The organism is Bradyrhizobium huanghuaihaiense (genome assembly GCF_007830635.1).
Taxonomy (GTDB): Bacteria; Pseudomonadota; Alphaproteobacteria; order Rhizobiales; family Xanthobacteraceae; genus Bradyrhizobium; species Bradyrhizobium huanghuaihaiense.
On the sequence record NZ_VLLA01000032.1, the window covers coordinates 1 to 18,379 of the forward strand.

At 64.8% G+C, this 18,379-nt stretch carries 17 protein-coding genes; 6 read left to right on the forward strand and 11 right to left on the reverse strand.

Going from position 1 to position 18,379, the window contains the following annotated elements:
* Positions 1-382: 382 nt before the first annotated feature.
* On the reverse strand, positions 383-2,539 hold the full coding sequence (gene rpoD / locus IQ16_RS38230) for an RNA polymerase sigma factor RpoD (protein WP_145832070.1): 2,157 nt from the start codon (positions 2,537-2,539) through the stop codon (positions 383-385).
* A gap of 375 nt (positions 2,540-2,914) precedes the next feature.
* Complete coding sequence (dnaG, locus tag IQ16_RS38235) at positions 2,915-4,939, reverse strand: DNA primase (protein WP_145832071.1); 2,025 nt, start codon at positions 4,937-4,939, stop codon at positions 2,915-2,917.
* A gap of 312 nt (positions 4,940-5,251) precedes the next feature.
* On the opposite strand from dnaG, the gene IQ16_RS38240 reads away from it, so the two are divergent.
* The gene (locus IQ16_RS38240; protein ID WP_018643781.1) at positions 5,252-5,815 is read left to right on the forward strand and encodes a chlorite dismutase family protein; all 564 of its coding nucleotides are present in this window, start codon (positions 5,252-5,254) and stop codon (positions 5,813-5,815) included.
* A 58-nt stretch (positions 5,816-5,873) separates the two neighbouring features.
* Here the strand turns inward: IQ16_RS38240 and IQ16_RS38245 are convergent, their stop codons facing one another.
* The 3 genes from IQ16_RS38245 to IQ16_RS38255 form a co-directional block, all read right to left on the reverse strand.
* Positions 5,874-6,272, reverse strand: a complete 399-nt coding sequence (locus IQ16_RS38245) for a gamma-glutamylcyclotransferase family protein (RefSeq protein WP_026312108.1) — start codon at positions 6,270-6,272, stop codon at positions 5,874-5,876.
* Positions 6,273-6,490: 218 nt separating this feature from the next.
* The gene (locus IQ16_RS38250; protein WP_018643783.1) at positions 6,491-7,321 is read right to left on the reverse strand and encodes a transglutaminase-like domain-containing protein; all 831 of its coding nucleotides are present in this window, start codon (positions 7,319-7,321) and stop codon (positions 6,491-6,493) included.
* Positions 7,322-8,233 (reverse strand): transglutaminase family protein, encoded by a 912-nt coding sequence (locus IQ16_RS38255; protein WP_018643784.1) that lies wholly within the window; start codon positions 8,231-8,233, stop codon positions 7,322-7,324.
* A 91-nt stretch (positions 8,234-8,324) separates the two neighbouring features.
* Here IQ16_RS38255 and IQ16_RS38260 point away from each other — a divergent pair, with 91 nt between their 5' ends.
* A complete protein-coding gene (locus tag IQ16_RS38260; protein ID WP_018643785.1) occupies positions 8,325-9,131 on the forward strand; it encodes an N-formylglutamate amidohydrolase in 807 nt (268 codons plus the stop codon).
* Here the strand turns inward: IQ16_RS38260 and IQ16_RS38265 are convergent.
* The 4 genes from IQ16_RS38265 to IQ16_RS38280 all read right to left on the reverse strand — a co-directional run bounded on the left by IQ16_RS38265 (position 9,128) and on the right by IQ16_RS38280 (position 13,005).
* Entirely contained in the window at positions 9,128-10,111 is a 984-nt protein-coding gene (locus IQ16_RS38265; protein WP_026312109.1) for a DUF3592 domain-containing protein, read from the reverse strand. The two genes, IQ16_RS38260 and IQ16_RS38265, sit on opposite strands and share 4 nt — an antisense overlap.
* Positions 10,112-10,185: 74 nt before the next feature.
* Positions 10,186-10,806: a LysE family translocator gene (locus IQ16_RS38270; RefSeq protein ID WP_018643787.1), complete on the reverse strand. Its 621-nt coding sequence runs from the start codon at positions 10,804-10,806 to the stop codon at positions 10,186-10,188.
* A gap of 217 nt (positions 10,807-11,023) precedes the next feature.
* Positions 11,024-11,557: a hypothetical protein gene (locus IQ16_RS38275; RefSeq protein ID WP_018643788.1), complete on the reverse strand. Its 534-nt coding sequence runs from the start codon at positions 11,555-11,557 to the stop codon at positions 11,024-11,026.
* A gap of 2 nt (positions 11,558-11,559) precedes the next feature.
* On the reverse strand, positions 11,560-13,005 hold the full coding sequence (locus IQ16_RS38280; protein ID WP_018643789.1) for an LVIVD repeat-containing protein: 1,446 nt from the start codon (positions 13,003-13,005) through the stop codon (positions 11,560-11,562).
* 231 nt (positions 13,006-13,236) lie between these two features.
* Here IQ16_RS38280 and IQ16_RS38285 point away from each other — a divergent pair, with 231 nt between their 5' ends.
* From IQ16_RS38285 to IQ16_RS38295, 3 genes are read left to right on the forward strand one after another with little or no spacing between them, the layout of a single operon-like run.
* Positions 13,237-13,551: an ArsR/SmtB family transcription factor gene (locus IQ16_RS38285; protein WP_018643790.1), complete on the forward strand. Its 315-nt coding sequence runs from the start codon at positions 13,237-13,239 to the stop codon at positions 13,549-13,551.
* Positions 13,544-14,014, forward strand: coding sequence for an SRPBCC family protein (locus tag IQ16_RS38290; RefSeq protein ID WP_018643791.1), 471 nt, complete (start codon positions 13,544-13,546; stop codon positions 14,012-14,014). Before IQ16_RS38285 ends, IQ16_RS38290 begins: the two co-directional genes overlap by 8 nt.
* A complete protein-coding gene (locus tag IQ16_RS38295; protein WP_018643792.1) occupies positions 14,011-14,523 on the forward strand; it encodes an SRPBCC family protein in 513 nt (170 codons plus the stop codon). The genes IQ16_RS38290 and IQ16_RS38295 overlap by 4 nt, the downstream gene beginning before the upstream one ends.
* Positions 14,524-14,669: 146 nt before the next feature.
* Here the strand turns inward: IQ16_RS38295 and IQ16_RS38305 are convergent, their stop codons facing one another.
* Positions 14,670-15,440: a DUF2189 domain-containing protein gene (locus IQ16_RS38305; RefSeq protein WP_018643793.1), complete on the reverse strand. Its 771-nt coding sequence runs from the start codon at positions 15,438-15,440 to the stop codon at positions 14,670-14,672.
* Positions 15,441-15,703: 263 nt separating this feature from the next.
* Here IQ16_RS38305 and IQ16_RS38310 point away from each other — a divergent pair, with 263 nt between their 5' ends.
* Complete coding sequence (locus IQ16_RS38310) at positions 15,704-17,935, forward strand: ATP-binding protein (protein ID WP_018643794.1); 2,232 nt, start codon at positions 15,704-15,706, stop codon at positions 17,933-17,935.
* Here the strand turns inward: IQ16_RS38310 and IQ16_RS38315 are convergent, their stop codons facing one another.
* Positions 17,936-18,379, reverse strand: a complete 444-nt coding sequence (locus IQ16_RS38315; protein ID WP_018643795.1) for a hypothetical protein — start codon at positions 18,377-18,379, stop codon at positions 17,936-17,938.

Genomic DNA, 18,379 nt, shown 5'->3' on the forward strand with positions numbered 1-18,379 from the left:
GACGGTCTCAGTCTCGTTGCCGAGACACAGCGCAGACCTCCCGAGGTAAGACCGACCGCCTTCACCGCACGCCCGCCGAATTTACCACCCCGACCTTTGATGACCTTGGACTTCGCGATCAATTGCTCGCTCGTCCGGCCGGGTAGGCCTCGTTATCCGGTGTTTGTCCATCGGGCCGCGGCTTTGCTCCACGCTTTCTTCAGACCCCACCTCACGATGACGCCCTTGCGCTTCGCTAATCCTTCGCCGCCATCAGGCTGGATAGAGGACTTCCACCTCCAAGCTGTCGCTCATACTCGGCACACAACAAAAACGGCGGGCCTTGGCCCGCCGTTTTCGTCTGGATGGATGCCCGCGTCGAGCCCGGGCACGACGATCCGAATTAGTTGTCGAGGAACGACCGCAGCTTCCGGCTCCGCGACGGATGCTTCAGCTTACGCAGCGCCTTGGCTTCGATCTGGCGGATGCGCTCGCGCGTCACCGAGAACTGCTGGCCGACTTCTTCCAGCGTGTGGTCGGTGTTCATGCCGATGCCGAAGCGCATGCGCAGGACGCGTTCTTCGCGCGGGGTGAGCGAGGCTAGCACGCGCGTGGTGGTCTCGCGCAGGTTCGACTGGATCGCGGCGTCGATCGGGAGGATCGCGTTCTTGTCCTCGATGAAATCGCCGAGATGTGAATCCTCTTCGTCACCGACCGGCGTCTCCAGCGACAAGGGCTCCTTGGCGATCTTGAGAACCTTTCGCACCTTTTCGAGCGGCATGCCGAGCTTCTCGGCGAGCTCTTCCGGGGTCGGCTCGCGGCCGATCTCGTTCAGCATCTGGCGCGAGGTGCGCACGATCTTGTTGATCGTCTCGATCATGTGCACGGGGATGCGGATGGTGCGCGCCTGGTCGGCGATCGAGCGGGTGATCGCCTGCCGGATCCACCACGTGGCGTAGGTCGAGAACTTGTAGCCGCGGCGGTATTCGAACTTATCAACGGCCTTCATCAGGCCGATGTTGCCTTCCTGGATCAGGTCGAGGAACTGCAGGCCGCGGTTGGTGTACTTCTTGGCGATCGAGATCACGAGACGGAGGTTGGCTTCCACCATCTCCTTCTTGGCCTGACGGGCCTCGCGCTCGCCCTTCTGCACGGAGTGCACGATCTTGCGGAACTCGACGATCTCGAGGCCGGTCAGGGCCGCGAGCTGATGCACCTCATGGCGAAGGTCCTTGATGCGGTCCTTCTCGTGATGGACGAAGTTCTTCCAGCCTTTTGCAGAGAGCTTCGAGACGCGGTTGAGCCAGCGCGGATCGAGCTCCGAGCCGGTGTAGTTGCGCAAGAAGTCTTCGCGCGCGACGCCGTGGCTGTCGGCAAGGCGCATCAGGCGGCCCTCGTGCGAGACGAGGCGCTTGTTGATGTCGTAGAGCTGCTCGACGAGCGAGTCGATACGCGCCTGGTTGAGGCGCAGCGACTTCACCTCGACGATGATCTCGTCCTTGAGCTTGCGGTACTTGCGCTCCTGGTGCGGCGACAGCGAGGGCCCGTGCGAGGTGCTCTCGAGCTGGTTCTGGATGTCCTGCTCCTGGAGCTTGCGCAGCTTCTTGTAGCTCTCGGCGATCTTGTCGAAGATCTCGACGACCTTGGGCTTGAGCTCGGCCTCGATCGCCGCGAGCGACATCTGGTTCTCGAACTCGTCGTCCTCGTCCATGTCGGCTTCGGCGGCGGCCTCGCCCGGATCCTTCTCGGCTTCGCCGTTACCGGCGGCGGGCGCGGCGCGGAACGGGGTCGGCGACGGCGGAGCTGCGGGCGGGGCGACATGCGCGGGCGCAGCACCGGTCGCGGCTGCGGCCTCGCCGCCCTCGGCCGAGGCTTCGCCGCCCTCGCCGGCGGGGCCGCCGATCATCGCGGTGTTCATGCCGCCCTTCGCGTCCGGACCGGCATAGGTCGCTTCGAGATCGATGATGTCGCGAAGGAAGATTTTTCCTTCGTTGAGCTCGTCGCGCCAGATGATGATGGCCTGGAAGGTCAGCGGACTTTCGCACAGCCCTGCGATCATCGCCTCGCGGCCGGCCTCGATGCGCTTGGCGATCGCGATTTCGCCTTCGCGGGAGAGCAGCTCGACCGTGCCCATCTCGCGCAGATACATGCGCACGGGATCGTCGGTGCGCTCGCCCGGCTCGCTCTTCTTGACCTCGGTGACGGCCTTCTGGGTGACCTCGACGAGCTCGTTGTCGGTCTCGTCCTCGCCGCCCTCGTCCTTGTCCTCCTCGCCTTCGCTGTCGTCGGCTTCGGTGACGTTGATGCCCATTTCCGAGAGCATCGACATGATGTCCTCGATCTGTTCGGGCGAGGTCTGGTCGGACGGCAAGACTTCATTGAGCTGATCGAAGGTCACGAAGCCGCGCTTCTTGGCCTGCTTGATCATCTTCTTCACTGCCGCATCGGACAGATCGAGCAAGGGAGACGGCGCGTCCTGGGAATCCTTCTCGGGAGCATCCGCTGCCTTGTCGTCTTTTTCCTTGTCCTTCGCCTGCAGCGTCTTTGCCTTGGTGGCCATCCATTGCTCCTAAACGCGCTTCATGCGAGACGTTCGCCGCGCCCGCGTGAATTCACTTGAACCTGTTGCTCGACGCTCTCGCTTCGGCAGCTCTCGACACGGAAAGGGCGGCGCACATGTCTCTCGCCACCCCCAACTCTCTCTCGCCGGAATTGCCTAACGCTTCGTGAGCCTCTTTGTCGCAGCGGATGCAGGTGTAGTGCCAACAGCTATTGCGCGGATTCATTCCTGACGCGTCTGTTCTGCCTGCGGCCGCCTCTGGGCCAAAGTGCTACAAGACCGTTAAGCCTCGATTAACCCTGTTTTTGCCGCCAAACCTTGGATTTGGCGAGTCTTTTAGCGGTTCCGGCCCCGGCCGTCCGCATGATTCTTTCATCACACGCTCTTCTGGAACCGACCCGACAGTTCGCCAAAACCCTCGATCAGGGCCTCGGTACCGTCGACTTCGGCCATCCGGGCCTTGACGTCACGCAGCCATGCCAAATTGGCCTCGCTGGGGTCCTCCCCCAAGGCCAGCTCGGCGTCCTTCAGCTCTCTAAGTAGTGAATGCCATTGCCGATGCAAGGCAACCAGCTGATGCCAGGTCGCAAGAACGTCATCCCGTGCCGCCCCCTCGCGGGCACCCCACACCGCCGCGGTGGTGATGGCACCCTCAACCCTTTGAAGAACTTGAGAAAACCCACCCTTCGCGAGGTCGCCGCGCATCTTCTCGGCCTGCTCCTCCGGGTCCGGCGAGTGGTAATGGTCGTTGACGAAGGCGCTGATAATGGCGGCCCGGAGCTTGTGGGCCTCGGGATGGGCGATCTCCAGGGCGGCCACCTCCTCGAGATGGTCGTGCAGCAGCCAGGGGTGATTGATCAGGCATTGCAGGATCAGGGCCTCTCGGCGGGAGATGGCGCTCCGCTGTCCACGCATGATCGGGCTGGCCGCGAGCTGGGGGCTCGCCGCCTGGTAGGGGCCGGAGGGCAGCAGGGTCGGCCCCGGCGGGCCGCGGCGGCCGCCGCCAAATCCTCCACCAAATCCCTGGCCTCCGAATCGATTCGCACCGCCCCCGCCCCGCGGCTGGAATGACCGGCCGCCCTGACCAGGGCGGAAATTGCCGCGGCCGCCAAAGCCGCCGCGCCCGCCGTCGGGCGCAAACGTGCGCTGCAGCCGCTCGACGAAGTCATCTCTGTAGTAGCGCCGCACCACCTCGTCGCGGATGCCGTTGGACAATTCCTTGATGCGCGCTTCCAGCGCCGCGCGACGCTCCGGGGTGGCAAAATTGCCGCCTTCGAGCTCGCGCGACCAGAGCATGTCGGCAAGCGGACGCGCGGCCGCAATCACCTCTTCCATCGCGCCACGGCCGCCGGAGCGCACGAGATCGTCGGGATCCTGCCCTTCCGGCAGCAGCGCAAAACGAAGACTCTTGCCGGGAGCAAGGAAAGGCAGCGCGAGATCGGCGGCACGATACGCCGCCTTCTGCCCGGCGCGGTCGCCGTCGAAGCAGAGGATCGGCTCGTCCGCCATCTTCCAGAGCAGCGCGAGCTGGCTTTCGGTCAGCGCAGTGCCGAGCGGGGCAACGCTGCCTGCAAAGCCCGCGGTGACCATGGCGATGACGTCGACATAGCCTTCGACCACGATCAGCGATGCGCCGTCATGGGTCGCTTTGCGCGCGGTCTGGTGGTTGTAGAGATTGTCGCCCTTGTGGAAGAGCGGCGTCTCCGGCGAGTTCAGGTATTTTGCCGGAACGTCCTTCTCCAGCGCGCGCCCGCCAAAGGCAATGACGCGGCCGCGCAAATCCGTGATCGGAAACATCACGCGATCGCGGAAGCGGTCGTACGGAACGGGAATGTCGTTGCCGGCCACGAGCAGCCCGGTCTCGACCATGTCGTCGACGGAGATTCCGAGCTTGCCGAGATGCTCCTTCAGCGCGAAGCGATCGGGCGAGGCGTAGCCGAGGCGGAACTGCAATTGCGTCGCCGGCGAGATGGCGCGGTCGGCGAGATAGCCGCGTGCTTTCGCCCCGACGCGCGAGGCCAGCGTCTCCGCAAAATACTTTGCGGCGAGATCCATGACGTCATGCAGCGAGCGCCGCCGCTGCTCCTGCCGCGCCGCATCGGGCGTCACCGCGGGCAGCGGCAGGCCCGCCATGTTCGCGAGCCGCTCCACGGCCTCGGCGAACGGCAGGCCGTCGGTCTCCATCACGAAATTGATGATGTCGCCATGCTTGCCGGAGGAGAAGTCGTGGTAAAAACCCTTCTGGTCGTTGACGTAGAAGGACGGCGTCTTCTCCTGCTGGAACGGCGACAGCCCCTTCCACTCCCTTCCTGCCTTCTTCAGCTTGACGCGCTTGCCCACGACTTCGGAAACCGAAAGCCGGGCACGAAGCTCGTCGAGAAATTGGGGCGTGAAGCGCATGGGGTGAGTTTAGCGGACCGTGTGAGTCGGGCGAAGGATCAGGGATATAGGCGTGGCTTGCCTAAAAGTCAGCTTTAGGCGGGTTATCCGGGTTATTCGACCTATTCACAGGCCCTCTCACCGTCACCCTGAGGTGGCCGCTTCTTCAGCGGCCCTCGAAGGGCGACGGCCCGGCCGCATCCGGGCCGATTCATCCTTCGAGGCTCCCATGCGGCGCGGCGCGCCGCATGGGAGCGCCTCGGGATCACGGGACGAGTGACGGCAACGACGGAAACGCTTGAACCCCGCCCGGTTCCACGCTTCCATACCCCCATGTTCAGGACCTTTCGAGGCGGCCACAGCGGGGGCTGGCGCGTCACCTCGATTTCATCGGTGACGGGCGAGCCCCTGCCCTTCATGCCGGCGCTGTCGGTGACCGACAGCGACGCGGTGTCGTTGCCGCTGGTGCCCTCGCGCAATGCCTGGCGGCTGGTCGGCGTCGCAAGCACTTTGCGCTACACCGAGCGGCCCGAGAAGGAGCAGCTCGTGGCAGTGCAGGCCGGGCTTGGCCGCCCTGAGGCCACCAGCGCGGCGCTGATCCCGATCCGCAAGTCGCAGGCCTGGTGGGATCTGACGCAGGAGGAGCGTCGCAAGATCTTCGAGGACAAGTCGCACCACATCACCAGCAGTCTTCGTTTCCTGCCCGCCATCGCGCGCCAGCTCTATCACTGCCGCGACCTCGGCGAGCCCTTCGATTTCCTGACCTGGTTCGAATTCGCCCCCGCGGATGCCTCGCTGTTCGAGGAGCTGGTAGCGATGCTGAGGCAGACCGAGGAATGGAGCTATGTCGAGCGCGAGGTCGACGTGCGCGTGGTGAAGGAAGTGCTGTCGGCGTAGAGCGTGATCCGGAAAAGTGCGCAGCGGTTTTCCGACAAGATCACGCTCAGAAAGCAAACTAGTGGTCGAGAAAACGGCCCGACGCGATGCGGGGCAGATCGGCGACGGGCCAGTTGTAGACATAGGTCCACGCCTTCTCGGATGTGCCGTCCGGCAGCGTCACGTCGATCAGCTCGCGCAGATATTCGGTCGGCTCCGGAAAACCTTCGCCGCAGGCTTCATACATATCGAGCTCACCCAGCAGCTCGTTGGGCACGCGCAGCTGGAAGAGCTCGCCGTGCACGAGGTCGGATGCGGCGTCCGACAGCAGCAATCCCGGATAGTGCTTGATGAGGAACAGCCGGCCGCGGCAGGTTGCTTCGCCGACAAAATCCGCGTGCTGCGCAAGCAGCCGCGCCATCGGATGGTCGAAGCCGCGCATCAGGGTGCCGTAGACGAAGAGACGGTTGGAGGTCATGGGGGGTCTATAGCTGCGATTGATGCGGAACGACAGCGCCGCGTCCTCGGTGTCGTCCCGGCGAAGGCCGGGACCCATAGCCACAGGGAGCAGTTTGACGAGGACTGGGAGTGAAGATGTCTTCCTGGGGTACTGACACCACATGTCACCGAAAGATCACGCGGTATGGGTCCCGGCCTTCGCCGGGACGACGTAAGGGAGCAACGTGCCCAATCCCCTCACCCCGCCTTCACCACGTCGGCGCCGCCCACCTCCTCGCTCACCACCACGAATTTCTTCAGCTCCATCCGGCCAAAGCTGGTTGAGAGCGCGACGTCGGCGGCGTCGCGGCCCGTCGCCATCAGGATGCGGCCGATGCGGGGGGTGTTGTGGCGGGCGTCGAAGGTGAACCATTGGCCTGAGAGCCAGGCCTGAAACCAGCCGGAAAAATCCATCGGGAACGGTTCGGCCGGGATGCCGATGTCGCCCATGTAGCCGGTGCAGTAGCGCGCGGGGATGCCCATGCAGCGGCAGAGCGCGACGGCAAGATGGGCGAAGTCGCGGCAGACGCCGGTCTTCTGCTCGTAGACGTCGTGCGCCGACTTCATGTGATGGGCGTGTTCATAGCCGAAGATGACATGCTGATGCACGAATGCGGTGATTGCCGCGACTCGATTCCAACCGGGCTCCGTCTTAGCGAACAGCGACCAGGCGATGTCCGTGAGCTTGTCGGTCTCGCAATAGCGGCTCGGCATCAGATAGAGCAGCACTTCGTTCGGCAATTGCTCGATCGGGATCTGCCGCGCATCCGGCATCACCTCGTCGGGCAGGCCGCTGTCGCGCACCAGCGCGCTGCCCTTCAGCGTCACGCCGCCGGCCGGCGCCATGAGGCGGCCGCACACATTGCCGAAACCATCGTGATAGAAGCGGATCGGAACGTCGGGCTCGGCAACCACCGTCTCCCGGCCGATGATGTCGGCCTGCCGCGAGGGGTGGATGTTCAGCATGATCACCATCGGCGTCGGCTGCACCGCCGCGTAGGTGATCTCGAAGCCGACCCTGATCTCCATCTACGAAACCTCTGTCTCCATCTCTGCGTCGCTGTCCTGGTCGTCCGAGACCACCTTGATGTTCACTTCCATCTCGTCGAAGGCGTCCTCGGAGCCGATATAGACGCCGTGCAGCGGGATCGCCTGACGCGGATCGCGGGCGACCGCGACGCGGATGAGGTCGCGGGTCCCGACGATGCCGTTGGTCGGATCGAACTCGATCCAGCCCGCGCTCGGCAGATAGACCTGCACCCAGGCATGGGTCGAGCCGCCGCCGACATGGCGCTGCGCGATGTCCTCGGGCACAAAAATGTAGCCGGACACGAAGCGCGCGGCGATGCCGAGCTGGCGCAGCGCTTCGATCATGAACAGCGCATAGTCCCGGCAGGTTCCTGTGCCCGACTGCAAAGTGTCGAGTGGATGCTGCGTGCCGGGCTCGTGACGCTTGCGATACCGAAACTGCTTGCGGATCGCGTGCGTCATGCCGCTCAGGATCTTGAAGGTCGGCGTCGGCGCCTCCTCGTCGAGGAAGCCGCGCGCCCATTCTCCGATCTCGCCGTCGGGATCGGCATATTGCGGCGTGATGTACTGGACGAGATCGGCAAACTCCTCGTCGTCATAGACGAACGGATAGAAATAGGCGGCATCGTCCGCGGTCAGCGCGAACTCGTCGACGGGATTGTGCTCGACGGTGACGTGCCAGTCGAAGGTCAGATGGTCCGCGCGCTCGTCGAAACTGGCGATCGCGACCGAGTTGCCGAACACGTCGTGGATCCAGCGCAGCGACATCGGCTCGGGCGAGATCTCGAGCCTGGAATCGAGCACGCGCAGATCATGCCCGTCGCGCGGACGCAGCATGATGCGGTGTTCGCCGAACGCCACGGGGCGGTTGTAGCGATATTCGGTCTTGTGATGAATCGTCAGCAGCGGCATCGTCCGGCAATCATGGTGATTTTGGGCGGACCAATCTATACCGATTCCTGCCCAATTTTCGGGGTGACTGCATTTTCCATAGGCAATCAGGATGGCTTTAGACACAGCCGGCGCGGCCGATCAACTGCTCGGCGAGGGTGACATTCCGCCAGTGCATGAGGTGAATGCGGAAGGCACATCGCCCTTCCTGCTCACCTCGGATCACTACGGACGGGCGCTTCCGCGCGCGCTCGGCGATCTCGGCATTCCCGAGAGCGAGCTCGTCAGGCATATCGGCTGGGACATCGGCATCGCCGGCGTCGCCGAGCGCCTCGCCCGCATGCTCGATTCGCATCTGATCGCGCAGCGCTATTCGCGGCTGGTGATCGACTGCAACCGTCCTCCGGGCGCGGCCAGCTCGATCCCCGTGATATCAGAGGCAACCACGATCCCCCGCAACGAGGCGATCTCCGACGCCGAGCGCGCCGCGCGGCGGCGCGAGATCTTCGAGCCCTATCATCATCGTATCGACACGACGATCGGCCGGCGCCTGCACGACAGGCGGCCGACCGTGCTGGTGTCGCTGCACAGCTTCACGCCGGTTTATGCCGGCGTCGCGCGGCCCTGGCACATCGGCGCGCTGTACAATCGCGACCCCGTGCTGCCGCGGCTGTTGCTGAAACATCTGCGCAGCGAGAGCGATCTCGTCGTCGGCGACAACGAGCCCTATGCGGTGAGCGACCTCACCGACTACACGATCCCCGTGCATGGCGAAGCCCGCGGTCTCGTCAACACCGGCATCGAGATCCGCCAGGACCTGATCGCGGACCAGTCCGGCCAGCAGCAATGGGCCGAACGGCTGGCAAGGGTCTTTGCGGAGATCGAGGTGGAGCTGCGGGCGGAAAGGTTGGTCGACTAACCGCCGCGTGTCGCCACGAACAGCGCCAGCGCGGTGAAGATCGCGGCGATGCCCCACAGCACATAGGCCATGCGGCCGTCGCCGCGGGCATCTAACGTGGCTTCGGCGGGATTGTCGGGATTGACGCGGACCTCGACGGTCGCGCCGTCCTGGTAGCGCGACATCAGCTTCTTCAGCATCTCCTCCGAGGCCGATGGCGATTGCGCCGCGACGCGCGCGCATTCATTGGTGTAGGCGACGTTCTGATAGCGATAGGTGTAGGTCACGCGCTTGCCGAACATCTCGATGCCGCGCGCCTCGCCGGGCTCGCTGGCCTCGTGATACTCCTCGATGCCCGACAGCTTGATCGTGCCCGGCACGACCGGCCAGCGCGTCGCCATCGACGCCTGCCGCTGCACGGCCCACGCCATCAGCGCGATGACGAGGCCGAACGCGCCGAAGGCGACGACGAGGCCCGCAAGATCGGGCCGGCCGATGTGATGGGCGAGATATTGGTAGCTCTGGTTGAGGCCGAAGACCGAGCCGAAGATGATGGCGAGCACGATCGCCGAGCCGATGCCGAGGCAGCCCCACAGCCCCTTGGGCAGGTCCCGCTCCAGCACCGCCTGATCCGGATGCCGCGGATTGTAGTAGACGGTGACGATGCTGCCGGCCGGGTATTTCGCCAGCTTCTCGGCCACCTGGAAGTTGCCGAGGTCCTCGCCGATCGAGATGCGATTGCAGCGCAGCTTGCGGCCGCCAACCGAATATTCGTACGTGACGTTGGCGAAGTTGCGGCTCTCGGTGCGATAGCCGTCCTCGCGCTCGTCATCGGACACCTTGACCTCGCGCACCTCGGCGACCGAGGTGATGACCTTGCCCGCGACCTGCGGCCAGCTTCGCGCCTCGCGCGCCTGCCAGGTCTTGACGATGGCGGCAATCAGGATGAGCGCGAGCGGCGCAAGCAGCATCGCGTAAACGAGCGGCGGCAAATTCGGCACGGTCAAAATCCCAGGTCAGCGGCAATGCTTCCTTGGACGCACCGCCACTGCCAGAGGTTCAACCGATGTAAAGCTCATTTGGCCCGGGTCAGCGCCAGCCAGATACCGCCGCCGATCATGAAGCCGCCGGAGATGCGCGACATCATCCGGGTACGGCGGGCCGAGAAGAATTTCCGGGCGCGGCCCGCTGCGATAGCATAGAGCGCGTCCGTCATCACGGCGGTGACCATGAAGGTGGCGCCCAGCAGCGCGACTTGCGGAAAGTGCGGCTGGCCCATGTCCATGAACTGCGGGATGAAGGCGCCGAAGAACACCAGCACTTTCGGGTTCGACAGCAGCACCAGGAAGCCTTGCAGGAAGAACCCGCCGCGCGGCGGGGGAGGCGGCGCGTCGACATCGACGCCCTCGACCGGCGCCCAGATCAGCCTGATGCCGAGCCAGACCAGATAGGCCGCGCCGGCAAAGCGCACCCAGTCGAACCAGTAGCCCATCGTCGCCATCAGCGAGGTCAGGCCGATCGCGACGATGCCGATGACGATGGCGAGACCCGCTTGCGCGCCGGCAACGTTGGTCAGCGCCGCACGCGTGCCATGGCGCAGGCCATTGGCGATGACCAGGGTGACGATCGGACCCGGCAGCAGCGCCAGCGCAATGCAGGCGGCGACGAAGGCGAGATAGGCTTGCATGGACATCATGGGGAGGACTCGGCTGAGGGCGGATTGGGGGTATTAATGCATGACGGAGGCGGGAACGGAAGCGAGATAAGGGTCCAAGCCGCGGTGTCATACCCCGCGAAAGCGGGGTATCCAGTACGCCGCAGCTTCTCCGTATCCCACCGGCGTCTCTGGAATACTGGATCCCCCGCCTTCGTGGGGGATGACAGCGGAGAATGTGGAATCGGGCGTGCCTCCATCACCTGCCATCGAGCGTGGCAGCCATCCATTGCTTCATCTCCTCCGTTTCCAGGAACACCAGCGCTGCACGCTGCACGGCATTCGCCTCGCCCGCGCCTTGCGCCACCGCAACCAGCAGATCGCAGCGGCGCGACAGCGCGAGGCCGGCGGCGGCGTGGCGGGTGCCGTCGGGCATGTCGAGGTCGTAGTGCCTGATGCGGCCCTGCATGGCGGCGAAGTCCACGGCGTGACCCGGTGCGACGGGGGCAAAGCGCGGACTGATCAGGTCGATGTCGGTGACGCGGTCGACCTCGTCGTCATCGGCGACGCCGGTGTCGCAATTACAGAAGCCGCGCTTGGCGCGGATGTAGAGCTCGGCCCCATCGCAGCCGCCTGCGACACAGCGGAACGCGCGGCCCGCGGGCCAGCCATCGCGGGGAAACGGCCACGCCATCTCCCTCCATCGCCCGCCGCGCTCCGTCCCATCGGCATGCATGCCCGCAACCGCGCCGAGCGCGATCACCGCGGCCGCAATGATCATCGCGCGCCGCATCGTCAGTTCTTCGGCAGGCCGGCCGCGGCGCGCGCTGGTCCGGTCAACTCGAGGATATGCAGGCCGGTATTGGCGCGGTCGACGATGTAGATGTAGCCGCGATCATCGGTCTCGACATTGTTGGTCTGGATCGCGACCTTGCAGCGCTCGCCGCCCTCGACGGGAATGCAGCGCTTGTCGGTCGCCACCGTGATTGCCGGGATGAAATAGCCGACTTCCTTCGGGTGATAGGGATCGCGGATATCGAGCGCGCGCACGCCGGCATTGAAGAAGGCGATGAAGGCCATCTTCTTGTAATAGACCGGCGCCATGCTCTCGTTCGACGAATGCGAGCCGAACCGGCCGCCGCGCTGGCAAAACTGCCCGCTCCCCTCCGGCACGGTATAGCTCGAGATCATCATCGGCCGCGTCTCGGTGGTGACGTCGGCGAACCACACCATCTGCCGTGCCTCGCCGCACTCGTTCAAAATCGCCTCATCCACGATCATGACGATGTCGCGCGTCTTGCCGTCCTTGTCCTCGGCAAACTCCGCGACCGGCATGTCGAGCATCGGGAACGTGGTGTGGGCGCCGTTGAAGGCGGACATCGGCATTCGTGCTATCTCGGGAAAGCGCAGATTGTCCGGTGTCGGCTCCTTCGGCCCGCTCAACAGCTTCTCGCGATCGACGATCTGCAATATGCCGCCCTTGTTGGTGCCGTAGCCGAAATAGACGCGGTTGCCGGTCGGCCCGGTCGAGATCGGCCCGTGCAATTCGGTCGGCACCGCGCCGGTCGAACCCGGCTCCTGACCCGGCAGGCCGAAGTCGCGGATCTTCTGCGGATGCGCGGGATCTGAGAGGTCATAGACCTGTGTCATGCGGCGCGTGCGCCAGTCCGGCGCACCCGAGACGAGAAAGGCGATGCCGGTGTCGCATTCCCACCAGCTCTTGTGCGTGTCCTTCAGGCCGGCGATGCGCGTGATGAGCACAGGGCTGGCGGGATCGGTGACGTTCCAGATCTCATGCGCCTCGCTGCCGAAGGTGCGCAGCATATAGACTGCGCTGGGATCGCCCTTCGGCAAGGCCCTGCCGTCGCAGACCCGCACCATCTGTGCGCCGCCGGACTCATACTTGCCCTCCTGCCCCGGCAGATGCCGCAGATACTTTGGACGCGCGGGATCGGTGACGTCGACGATCGAGGTTCCGTTCGGCTCCGCCTGCCCCGTCATCGGATTGACCGGCGCGGGCACATCGTCGGTGCCGCCGTGATGACCGATATAGGCGATCCAGCGATCGCCCTGATGGTGGATGGTTGGCTGATAGGCGCTGCGCGCCTGGAGGTCGTTGGTGCCGACCAGCTTCATGTTGGAAGCCTCCGGCGGCGCGCCGATCGTCTGCTTCTGCGCGTAGGCCGCGGTGCTGCAGGCGAAAAGAACGAGGCCTGCGGCAGTCAAGACACAACGGAACATCAATGCCCTCCCGGAACCAATCTGCGTTGGCTGAGATGAAAGGCTAACACGCTCGATCCTGCGGCCCAAAGACACGATCGCTTGGGCGTCATTCCGGAAACCGCGCAGCGGTTATCCGGAATCTCGAGATTCTCAGGTGCGCAATTGCGCACCGTAGCTCGACGCTAACGCGTCGCCCCGGAATGACGTTGTGCTTGACATGCAATCATTTGGTTGCCTATTATCGCCGCCATGGATGAGGTCTTCAAAGCGCTCGCGGACGCGTCACGACGCTCGCTCTTGGACAGGCTTCACGCCAGGAACGGCCAGACGCTGAACGAACTCTGCGAGGGCCTCGCGATGACGCGGCAGGCCGTCACCAAGCACCTTGCCATTCTCGAAGAGGCCAATCTGGTCACGACCATCAGGCACGGCCGCGAGAAGCTGCACTTCCTCAACCCGGTGCCGATCCATCAGATCGGCGAACGCTGGATCAGGAAGTTCGAGCGCGGCAAGCTCGCCGCGCTCGGCGAGTTGAAACGCCAGTTGGAGAAGCGCGATGAGTAAGCCGCAATTCGTCTATGTGAGCTATATCGAGACCACTCCGGAAAAACTGTGGGAGGCGCTGACGTCGAGCGCGTTCACCAGGCAATACTGGTTCGGCGCCGAGGTGAAGTCGGACTGGAAGGTCGGCTCGCCCTTCGCGCTTCTGCTCGACGGCGAGGTCACCGATTCCGGCGAAATCCTCGAAGCCGATCCGCCGCGGCGCCTCTCCTACAGCTTCAAGCACCACAAGTTCGAGGAACTGCGCGGCGAGCCGACCTCACGCGTCCTCTTCACCATCGAACCGTTCGGCCCGCTCGTGCGTTTGACCGTGCTACATGACGGCTTCGTCGAGGGCGGCAAATATCTCGGCGCCGTCTCCAACGGCTGGCCGGCGATCCTGTCCCAGCTCAAGAGCCTGCTCGAGACCGGCAAGCTGCTCGGCATTCCGCGCGCAGCCCTGAACAAGGGATTCGATGCAAAATGAACCTCGATCAATTCAAGCCGCTCACGGTCTACACCATCTACATCGCCGCGACGCCGGAGAAGGTGTGGGAAGCGCTGACCTCGGCCGAGTTCAGCAAGCAGTATTTCTTCGGCAACGCCGTGGAGGTCGAGCCGCGGCTTGGCGGCGCGTTCATCGTGCGCACGCCTGATGGCGCGCTGCACATCAGTGGCGAGGTTCTCGCCTATGACCCGCCGCGAAAGCTCTCCGTCACCTTCAACGTCAACTGGCCGGAGCTGATCGAAAAGCTCGGCCCGACGCTCGTGACCTATGAGATCGAACAGGTCGGCGATGCGGTTCGTCTCACCATGAGCGAAGGCCATGACCGGCCGCTCAGTGACGATATCCTCGAAGGCGGACGGCAGGGTTGGCCGGCGATCCTCTCCAGCCTCAAGAGCGTGCTCGAGACTGGCAAGCCGCTGGTGGTGAAAATGGGCCCGCCGCAGCGGATGCTGGATGCTCTGAAGGCGATGGGGATCAAGACGCCGTAAGTCTCCGCGAACTCGACATCGTAGGGTGGGCAAAGGCGCACTTGCGCCGCGCCCACCACTGACCCAATACAGCACAGACGCGGTGGGCACGCTTCGCTTTGCCCACCCTACGGCACTGATCGAGGGACGAGGGAAAAGCGACAAATTTACACCGGCACCACCAGCCGCCGGTACAGATGCCACGTCGCGTGCCCGAGCACGGGCAGCGTCACGATCAGGCCGAGAAAGTACGGCAGCGCCGAGACGATCAGCAGCATCACGATCACGGCCGCCCAGCCGATCATCGGCAGCGGGCTGGTCACCACCGCACGCACGCTCGTCACCATGGCCGTGACGAAATCGACCTCGCGATCGAGCAGCAGCGGAAACGACACCACGGTCAGCGAGAATAGGATCAGCGACAGCGCGGCGCCGACCGCGTTGCCGAGGGCCAGGAACAGCAGGCCCTCGTTGGTCGTCAGCACCACCGTCATGAATTCCTGCAGGCTCGAGAACGAGGCATGCAGGCCGAGCAGCAGCGCGATCAGGAGCCGCACCTGGTACATCCAGATCACGAACACGAACAGCGTGACGAACGCCATCCAGCCGATCTCGCTGCGCGAACGGACCGCCGACCAGATCGCGCCGAACGACACCGGCTCGCCGCGCTCGCGGCGGCGGCTGACCTCGTAGAGGCCGATCGCCACGAACGGGCCGATCAGCGCGAAACCGGCGGCCAGGGGATAGACCAGATAGACCATGCCGAAGGCGGTGAGGCAGAGCATGATGGCGATGCCGCCGGCGGCGTAGAGCGTGCCGAAGCAAAGCCCGTAGAGCGGCAGCGCCTGGAAATCGCGCAGACCCTCGACCAGCGCCTCGGCGATGTCGGTCGCCACGACGGGGCGCACGACCGGATCGACCTTGCCCGAGATGGACATCAGCTTCCTCCTGATTTGCCGGCGCGATCTCCGTCGCACGCGACCTCGATATTAACGCCCTCCCGCACCACGCGCACGCGCAAGTTGACCGCGGAACGACGGTATCGCGGTGAGCCCGCAGCGCCTCCTCGCCCACCCGCCAAGCGTGTGCGTCAAAATCTTTCCTCGCTTTTCGGCACGATGCCTATGGACGGAGCGGAGGGCGGTGCCGCAAATTGTACCTCCGCCCCCACATCCGATGACCAGAGCGGACCATTCGACCGATGAGCTTGCGTACCCGGCTACTGATCCTCGTCATCGCGGCCATGCTGGTGCCCGCGGGCCTCGTCGGCTTGCGCTTCATGCAGAACCGCAGCAGCGACATCAACGCCGCCCTGACCAATCTGGCGGCGGCGGCCGACGAGATTGCAAGCGACCTGAACGAGAAGATCCAGGGTACCGCGCAGCTTCACTATGGTCTCGCCCGCGCCCGCGACCTCGACACCCGCGACAAGGCGGCCTGCTCGGCGTTCCTGTCGGAAGTGCGCGAGGAATACCCGCAGTTCACCGGAATATTGACCATCGATCCCGACGGCAGCCTGTTCTGCGACTCGCTGCGGACCAACCGCAGCCTCGATCTCCGGGATCGCGCCTATTTCAAGCAGGCCCTGGCCTCGAACCGCGTCGTGCTCGAACCGGTGTTTGGCCGTCTGACCGGAATATCGGTGCTCCAGATCGCTTATCCGGTGCGGACGGAAGCGGGCGCATTGAAGCTGATCCTGCTGGCTTCGTTCAACCTGCGCAAATTCGCGGAGTTTCACCACAGGCGCCTGCTCGCCGAGAAGGATGTCCTGCTGGTCGACGGTAAGGGCACGGTTCTGGTCGCTCCCTCGGGAGCAGGCTGGTCCGTGCCCGTCGGCGGGTCGATTGCGGGATCCGAACTGTTCCGCTTCGCGGCGGCGCCCGAGCGGGAGTCCTTTCATGAGGTGACCGATGACGAGGGCCGCACTCATGTCTGGAGCCTTGCCGCCCGCTCGCCGTCGACCCAGGATGCCGGTCTCTACATCCTGGTCGGACGGTCCAAGGATGGGCTGGTCGCGGCGGCGAACCGCCGGCTCTTCGAGGACCTGGCGATCCTCACCGTGGCCTCGCTGCTGCTGCTGGCGGCGGTCTTGATCCTCGCGACCGTGAGCGTCGGGCGCCAGGTCGGACGGCTCGCCGCGATGGCGAAGAAGCTCGGGCGCGGCGATCTCAGCGCGCGCATTCCACCGCCGCATCCGGGCGGCGAGCTCGGCGGGCTGATGACCCTGCTCAACGACACCGCCGAGTCGCTGCAGCAGCAACGCGCCGCCATCGCCGACCTCAACCAGAAGCTCAGCCAGTCGCAGAAGATGGAAGCCATGGGCCAGCTCACCGGCGGCGTGGCACACGATTTCAACAATCTCCTGACCGTGATTCTCGGCAATTCGGAGCATCTGGCCGACCAGCTGGCGGGCAACAAGGAATTGCACCGGATCGCCGGCGACATCGCGACCGCCGCCGAGCGCGGCTCCGACCTGACGCGGAGCCTGCTCGCCTTCGCGCGCAAGCAGCCCTTAAGGCCGCGCGACATCGACATCGCCGGCAAGCTGCTCGAAATGGAGCCGTTGCTGCGCAGATCGCTGGGCGAGCACGTCGAGTGCACCTTCGGGCTCGATGCGGATCTGTGGATGACCAGCGTCGATCCCGGCCAGCTGGCGACCGCGCTGCTCAACCTCGTGCTCAACGCGCGCGACGCCTTGCCCGACGGCGGCAAGCTGACGGTCGAGGCGCGCAACATCTCGCTCGGCGACTCCGACCTCGACGTCAACGGCGAGCCGCGGCCGGGCGACTACGTCATGGTGGCCGTGACCGACACCGGCACCGGCATGACCGCCGAGGTGGCGAGCCGCGCCTTCGAGCCGTTCTTCACCACCAAGGAGGTCGGCAAGGGCACCGGGCTCGGCCTCAGCATGGTCTACGGTTTCGTGCGACAGTCTGGCGGACTGGTGCAGATGCAGTCCGAGCCGGGACACGGCAGCATCGTCAGGCTGTTCTTTCCCCGTCTTGCGACGCCGCCGGCCGAGGATCCATTGCCGGCAGAGCGGATCGCAGCCCCCGATGGCAGCGAGACCATTCTCGTCGTCGAGGACGACGACATGGTGCGGGCCTATGTCGAGAACGAGTTGAAGGCGCTGGGCTACCGCGTCATCGCGCGCTCGAACGGCCCCGCGGCGCTGGACCTGTTGCGCCAGCGTGGGGACATCCATTTGCTGTTCACCGACGTCGTGATGCCCGGCGGCATGTTCGGGCCGGAGCTTGCGCGGCAAGCAACGGCGCTGCGGCCCGGGCTCAAGGTGCTCTTCACCTCAGGCTACACGCAGGATCCGGTCAAGACGCCCGACGGCGTCGGCGACGCCCGCATCCTGACAAAGCCGTTCCGGCGCAAGGATCTTGCCGCGATGTTGCGGGCCGCCCTCTCGGCACCGTCGCGATAATCAGGACGAGAACGCGAGCTGGAGCGCCACGCCGAGATTGGCAGCGAACAGCGCCGCATCAATGACGAAGATCCGGAGCATCGGGCCCTTCAACACGGGCCAGTAAGCGACGCCGACACGTCCGCCGCGCATCAGCACTGGAACGTTGTAGACGAATTGGCTGAAGTGGCAGGCAGAGAAGAACAGGAACAGCACGAGCTGCGCCTGCACCGGCTGGAAGAAGAGCGGCCGGGCGGCCAGAAGATAGAACGACAACAGCCCGATCGGCAGGTTCATGCCGCCGAGGAATGCGACGCTGGCCGCCAGGGTCGGCGCGATCGGATTGCTGCGCTCTTCGCGCGGCAGCAATATCTTCAGCGTATTGCGCTGGGCGATACTGAACTGGATGAAGGCACCGACGAACCAGAGCGTGTTGAGAAGCAGAACGATATCCAAAAGGCGCAT

Coding starts and splice junctions, on each gene's coding strand:
- IQ16_RS38245 (WP_026312108.1), bottom strand. CDS start 6,272: ATGACCTCCAACCGTCTCTTCGTCTACGGCACCCTGATGCGCGGCTTC.
- IQ16_RS38290 (WP_018643791.1), top strand. CDS start 13,544: ATGAGTAAGCCGCAATTCGTCTATGTGAGCTATATCGAGACCACTCCG.
- IQ16_RS38295 (WP_018643792.1), top strand. CDS start 14,011: ATGAACCTCGATCAATTCAAGCCGCTCACGGTCTACACCATCTACATC.
- rpoD (WP_145832070.1), bottom strand. CDS start 2,539: ATGGCCACCAAGGCAAAGACGCTGCAGGCGAAGGACAAGGAAAAAGAC.
- IQ16_RS38310 (WP_018643794.1), top strand. CDS start 15,704: ATGAGCTTGCGTACCCGGCTACTGATCCTCGTCATCGCGGCCATGCTG.
- IQ16_RS38255 (WP_018643784.1), bottom strand. CDS start 8,233: ATGCCGCTGCTGACGATTCATCACAAGACCGAATATCGCTACAACCGC.
- IQ16_RS38250 (WP_018643783.1), bottom strand. CDS start 7,321: ATGGAGATCAGGGTCGGCTTCGAGATCACCTACGCGGCGGTGCAGCCG.
- IQ16_RS38260 (WP_018643785.1), top strand. CDS start 8,325: ATGGCTTTAGACACAGCCGGCGCGGCCGATCAACTGCTCGGCGAGGGT.
- IQ16_RS38315 (WP_018643795.1), bottom strand. CDS start 18,379: ATGCGCCTTTTGGATATCGTTCTGCTTCTCAACACGCTCTGGTTCGTC.
- IQ16_RS38305 (WP_018643793.1), bottom strand. CDS start 15,440: ATGTCCATCTCGGGCAAGGTCGATCCGGTCGTGCGCCCCGTCGTGGCG.
- dnaG (WP_145832071.1), bottom strand. CDS start 4,939: ATGCGCTTCACGCCCCAATTTCTCGACGAGCTTCGTGCCCGGCTTTCG.
- IQ16_RS38285 (WP_018643790.1), top strand. CDS start 13,237: ATGGATGAGGTCTTCAAAGCGCTCGCGGACGCGTCACGACGCTCGCTC.
- IQ16_RS38240 (WP_018643781.1), top strand. CDS start 5,252: ATGTTCAGGACCTTTCGAGGCGGCCACAGCGGGGGCTGGCGCGTCACC.
- IQ16_RS38280 (WP_018643789.1), bottom strand. CDS start 13,005: ATGTTCCGTTGTGTCTTGACTGCCGCAGGCCTCGTTCTTTTCGCCTGC.
- IQ16_RS38270 (WP_018643787.1), bottom strand. CDS start 10,806: ATGATGTCCATGCAAGCCTATCTCGCCTTCGTCGCCGCCTGCATTGCG.
- IQ16_RS38275 (WP_018643788.1), bottom strand. CDS start 11,557: ATGCGGCGCGCGATGATCATTGCGGCCGCGGTGATCGCGCTCGGCGCG.